The following is a 4,905-nucleotide window of genomic DNA, read 5'->3' on the forward strand; positions in this document are numbered from 1 at the left end:
GGCGGAGCGGAACGCGCGCTCGGCCATCGAGGACCCGGACGGGCACGGCCCGAGGGTCTTCTTCCAGCGGGTCCCGGAGGACAAGGCCGGCAAGAACCGCGTCCACCTCGACGTACGGGCCGCTCCCCCGCGTCCGCCGCGAGCTGGGCGGCCTGCCGGGCCGAGGCCGCGACGAGCTGGTTCCGCTGCCGGGACAGCTCCCGCAGCCGGTCGCCGTCCAGCCCCCGGTGCGCCGCCCTGAGCTCCTCCCCCAGCCGCAGCAGCCCCTCGGCCTGGTCCGGGTCCGCCCGGGCCAGCAGGTTCGCCGCCCACACCGCGAGGCTCGGCCGGCGCAGCGCGGCGATCCGGCGGGCCGCCTCCGGCTCCTTCCCGGCCTTCGCCCGGGCGACGTACCGGTCCCGGGCCGCCGTGAACTCACCCGGCCTCAGTCCGTACAGCTCCGTGATCACCGCATCGACGTCCATCACCCGACGATGCCCGGCAGGGCCCTGCGGAGCGTGCAACGCCACGCACGCCCCTTTCCCGACCACCCGCCCTCCATGGCGGACAGGATCTGTCCTCCATGGGTGTCAGGGTGGGGGTGGTACGGACACCGCAGACGTGAGGGAGCCATCCGATGAGCCGACACCTCCAGATCACCTTCGACGCGCACGACCCGAGGGCGCTGTCGGTCTTCTGGCGCGACGTCCTGGGCTACGTGCATCCCGGCCCGCCCGGGGCGGAGCTGCCGGACGGCGCCGATCCGCTGGCCGCGTGGGAGGAATTCCTCGCGCGGATCGGCGTACCGGAGGCGGAGCGGAACGCGCGCTCGGCCATCGAGGACCCGGACGGGCACGGCCCGAGGGTCTTCTTCCAGCGGGTCCCGGAGGACAAGGCCGGCAAGAACCGCGTCCACCTCGACGTACGGGCCGCTCCCGGGCTGCAGGGTCCGGAGCGGATGGCGGCGCTGGAGGCCGAGTGCGAGCGGCTGGTCGCGCGGGGGGCGACCCGGGTACGGCGCCACGAGCCGGCGCCGCCGATGGCCTTCGGGCATATCGTCATGCGGGACCCCGAGGGCAACGAGTTCTGCCTGGACTGAGGCAGGCGCGCCGGGGCGCCTGCGCCGTGCCGGGCCGACGCCGGGGCCGCACGCCGGGCCGTTCCGGCCCGGCCCGGCACCGCCGGGCGCGCTCGCTCGAGGTGTGCGGCCCCGCGGGGCGGCGCATCATGGCGGGAGGCCCGCCCGACGGCGTGGGCACGGTGCGCGGAGGTGGTGGTGCATGCCGCTGGACGAGTCGGGTCGGGCGTGGGCCATGATCATCGGCGTGGTGGCCGTCATCCTCGCGGACCTGGCGGCGATCATCCTGATGAACACCGTGGGGCGCTGACGAAGCGGTGACGGGGCGACGCCCCTCAGCCGGCCTTCGCCGCGTTGCCGAGGACCTTGGTCGGGGTGATCCGGACGACGACGCGGACCTCCTGCGCCGGGGCCTGCTGGGCGTCCTTGCCGGAGCCCGGCCCGAGGTACTCCTCGGTGATGCGGACGGCGACGGCCCGGTCGGTGTCCGGGGCGAGGGTGGCGGTGCCGCGGATCTCGACGTAGAGGTAGGGGTTGGCGGGGTCGAAGACGGTGAGCCCGACGCGTGGGTCGGCCGCCACGTTGCGCGCCTTGCGGCGCCCTTGGAGGGTGGAGACCAGCAGCTCGCTCCCGTCCCGCGACACCCACACCACCGAACTCTGCGGGCTGCCGTCGGGGTTGAGCGTGGTCAGCACCGCCGGGTGCGGGGCGTCGAGCAGGCTGCGTACCGTGTCGTTCAGCTCAATCGGCATGGGGGTCAAGGTAGTTCGGTCATTCGGACATGCCCAGGAAGTCGCCCGTGCTTGGTGAGGTCGCCGTCGGCGGGGCGTCGTTCCACGGTCGGAGCTTGTCGGGGTTGCGTACGGCCCAGATGTGGGTGATCCGGTCGCCGGTGAGTCCGAACGCCGCCACGGTCACCGTGGTGCCGGCGAACCGGGCGACGAGGCCGGGGCGGCCGTTGACGGAGCGTTCGAGGAGGGTCAAGCGGGGCGTCGACCTGCCGCCGGTTGCGGTGAGGTAGCGGGCGATGGCCTCCGCGCCCACGACCGGGCGGAGCACCGCCCCGACGAGGCCGCCCCCGTCGGCGATCATCGTGGCGTCGGGGTCGAGCAGACCGACGAGGGCGGCGATGTCCTTGGCCTCCCAGGCCTGCTTGAACTCCCGGACCACGGCTGCGGCTGGTCGCGCGCCCGTCGCAGCCGCGTCGGGCCGGGTCGCGCGCAGCCGGCGGCGGGCCGAGGTCGCCAGTTGGCGGCAGGCCGCCGGGGTGCGGCCGACGACGGCGGCGACTTCGGCGAAGGGGTAGCGGAAGACGTCGTGGAGGATGAATGCGACGCGTTCGGCCGGGGTCATCGCCTCCAGGACGACGAGGAAGGCCATGTCCACCGACTCGTCCAGGGTGACCCGGTCGGCCGGGTCACCCCCGCCGTCCGCTCCTCCCGGCCGGCCGGTCGGCCACTCCGCACGGTCGGGCACCGGCTCCGGCACCCACTGGCCGACATAGCTCTCGCGGCGCGCCCGTGCCGAGCCGAGGAGGTCGAGGCAGATGCGGCCGGCCACGGTGGTCAGCCAGGCGCCCGGCGAGGCGATGGCCTCCTGCTGCTGCGGGGACATGGCGTACCACCGGGCGTACGTCTCCTGCACGGCGTCCTCGGCCTCGGCGAGGGAGCCGAGGAGCCGGTAGGCGACGTTGATCAGTTGCCGGCGCTCGCTCATGACCGCGTCGAGCCCCGGTACGTGTCTGCCCGCGGTGCTGCTCATCCTGCGTTCTCCCCCGCCGTCCGTCGCCCGTTCCGCTGCCGCCTCACATTCTCACGCGCTGCGTCGTCGGACGACCGAGAGATCGTTTCGATGCAGGAGGACAGGACCCGCCATGACCGCACGCACCGTCCCGACCACGGCTGACCCGGACAGCGGCCGACCCACCGGCGCCGCCGCCGACGCGCCCGCCGACAGCAGCGCCGCCCCCACGTCCACACCCACGCCCCGATCGCGCTTCCTGCGGTTCGCGGTCGCCGCGCAGACCGTGACCCTCTTCCTCCAGGCGGTCTCCGCCGGGCTGTTGCTGTCCTCCGCGCACGGCGAGCTGCTCCACGGCATCGGGGCCCGCGTCATGTACGCCGCGGCCATGCTGCACGTGCTGGCCGCGGTCCTCCGGTGGCGCCCGGGCGGCGGTTCCCCGCGGCCCGCCCTCTACGCCACGGGCTTCCTGGCACTGGCCTCGCTGCAAGTGGTCCTGGGTATCGCCCGGGTGCCGTCGGTCCATGTCCCCCTGGGCGTGCTCATGTGCACCCTGAGCTCCCTCCACCTGGCGCGCCTCCTGACGACCCGTCACCCCCTCACGGCCGCGCCCGCCGACGCACCCGGCTCCGGCGCCACACCTCACCGCCCGATCTCGAACTGAGGCGGCTTCAGGGTGGAGAGGCAGCTGGTGTCCGGGGAGTTCGGGGCGGTGAAGAAGGACCTGGTGATCTGCTGGGCGCACTTCGACGTGGCGAAGACCACGTGGGGTTCGTACGGGACCGTGACGACGGTGGCGTGGGGCAGGGTGCGGGCCACGTAGGGGCCGTTGGCGGCGCCCGTCTGGGCGTCGAAGCCGCCCGACAGGGCGAGGGTGGGGATGTCGCTGCGGGTGGCGTCACGGATCGAGGGCGGGGCCGCAGGGACGTTCCAGGCGGCGCAGTCCGGGCGGAGGGAGGTGAGTTGGGGGGCCTGGGCCTGGACCGAGCGGGGGAAGGACGGGAAGGCGCGCCGGCCGCCTTCGAGGGCCTGGGCCTGGGTCTCGTAGGGGGTCCACTCGCTGCAGAAGACTCCGTAGACGAGGCCGTGCGAGACCCTGCCCAGAGCCTGGGGGCTGAGCTTGCCGCCCGCGTACTGCTCGGCGATGCGCTGCGGCCTGCCGTGGGCCAGTTCGTCGAGGGAACGGGGGATCTGGGGGGCCACATGGGTGGCGGAGGTCATCCAGGTCACCAGGGCGTTGCCGTCCAGGACGACCTTCACCGGCTTCGCGCTGCCGGGCGGGGTGACCGTCGTGGTGACGGGGTGGGCCTCCAACTGGCGGACCAGGCGGGTGAAGGTGGCCGGCAGGTTCGGGTAGCGGCGGTTGCAGGCCGGCTGCTGCGCGCAGGCCTTGAACACCCCGTCGAAGCCCTGCTTCGCGGCGCGCCAGGTCAGGGCCGAGCCGGCGGTGGACGGGGGCAGGATGCCGTCGATGCCGACCGAGCGGACGCCCTGCGGGTGCAACCGCATGTAGACCAGGGCCAGGTGGGTGCCGTACGAGATGCCGTAGACGTTCCATTCCTTCAGGCCCAGCGCGGAGCGCAGGTCGGCGAGGTCGGCGGCGCTCTCGATGTCGTTGTAGGCGCTGAGGTCGACCCCGCGGCCCGTGAACTGTTCGCGGCAGGCCCGGGTCGCCGCGACGTGCTCGCGCTCGGTGTCCGCGGCGCCGGAGACCAGGCCGACGGCGCGGGCGTTGAACTCGTCGATGGTGCGGCAGGTGAGTGCGGGGTCGGCGGAGTACGTGCCGCGCTGGGACATGAGGATCAGGTCCCGGTCCCGGTTCAGACCGCCGTCCACCGCCATCTTCGCCTCGCCGACCGCGTCGTCGCCGGGGCCGCCGGCCAGCCAGACGATCGGGTCCGGCTGCGGCTTCTCGGCCACCGCCGGTACGACCGCCACGCCGAGGGTGATCTTCCTGCCGCTCGGCCGGGCGCGGTTCTCGGGGACCGTGAGGGTGCCGCAGCGGGCGTCGTCGAGCGCGGCGATCGGCTCGGGGGTCTTGGGGCAGGGGCCCGGCTCGAAGCGGGCGTCACCCACGGTGCGGGCGACCGTGCCGAGCGGCGGCGGGG

Annotated in this window: 5 protein-coding genes and 1 pseudogene; 3 read left to right on the forward strand and 3 right to left on the reverse strand. The window is 74.2% G+C overall.

The window, feature by feature from the left end:
- Both EF918_RS38740 and EF918_RS32465 read left to right on the forward strand, forming a co-directional pair.
- Window positions 1-127: pseudogene (locus EF918_RS38740) on the forward strand (VOC family protein); the annotation flags it as partial.
- A 489-nt stretch (window positions 128-616) separates the two neighbouring features.
- Window positions 617-1,078 carry a VOC family protein gene (locus EF918_RS32465; RefSeq protein ID WP_125652495.1) on the forward strand — a complete coding sequence of 154 codons (462 nt, stop codon included), beginning with the start codon at window positions 617-619 and terminating at the stop codon, window positions 1,076-1,078.
- A 314-nt stretch (window positions 1,079-1,392) separates the two neighbouring features.
- Here the strand turns inward: EF918_RS32465 and EF918_RS32470 are convergent, their stop codons facing one another.
- Both EF918_RS32470 and sigJ read right to left on the reverse strand, forming a co-directional pair.
- Window positions 1,393-1,809, reverse strand: coding sequence for a PPOX class F420-dependent oxidoreductase (locus tag EF918_RS32470; protein WP_125652496.1), 417 nt, complete (start codon window positions 1,807-1,809; stop codon window positions 1,393-1,395).
- A gap of 19 nt (window positions 1,810-1,828) precedes the next feature.
- Window positions 1,829-2,818 carry an RNA polymerase sigma factor SigJ gene (sigJ, locus tag EF918_RS32475; protein ID WP_125652497.1) on the reverse strand — a complete coding sequence of 330 codons (990 nt, stop codon included), beginning with the start codon at window positions 2,816-2,818 and terminating at the stop codon, window positions 1,829-1,831.
- A gap of 238 nt (window positions 2,819-3,056) precedes the next feature.
- On the opposite strand from sigJ, the gene EF918_RS32480 reads away from it, so the two are divergent.
- Window positions 3,057-3,461, forward strand: a complete 405-nt coding sequence (locus EF918_RS32480; protein WP_260610872.1) for a hypothetical protein — start codon at window positions 3,057-3,059, stop codon at window positions 3,459-3,461.
- On the opposite strand, the gene EF918_RS32485 is transcribed toward EF918_RS32480, so the two are convergent.
- The coding region (locus tag EF918_RS32485) for an alpha/beta fold hydrolase (RefSeq protein ID WP_125652498.1) at window positions 3,440-4,905 on the reverse strand (1,466 nt) is incomplete at its 5' end. The two genes, EF918_RS32480 and EF918_RS32485, sit on opposite strands and share 22 nt — an antisense overlap.

It is taken from the genome of Streptomyces sp. WAC06614, assembly GCF_003949795.1.
In the GTDB taxonomy this organism is placed as follows: domain Bacteria; phylum Actinomycetota; class Actinomycetes; order Streptomycetales; family Streptomycetaceae; genus Streptomyces.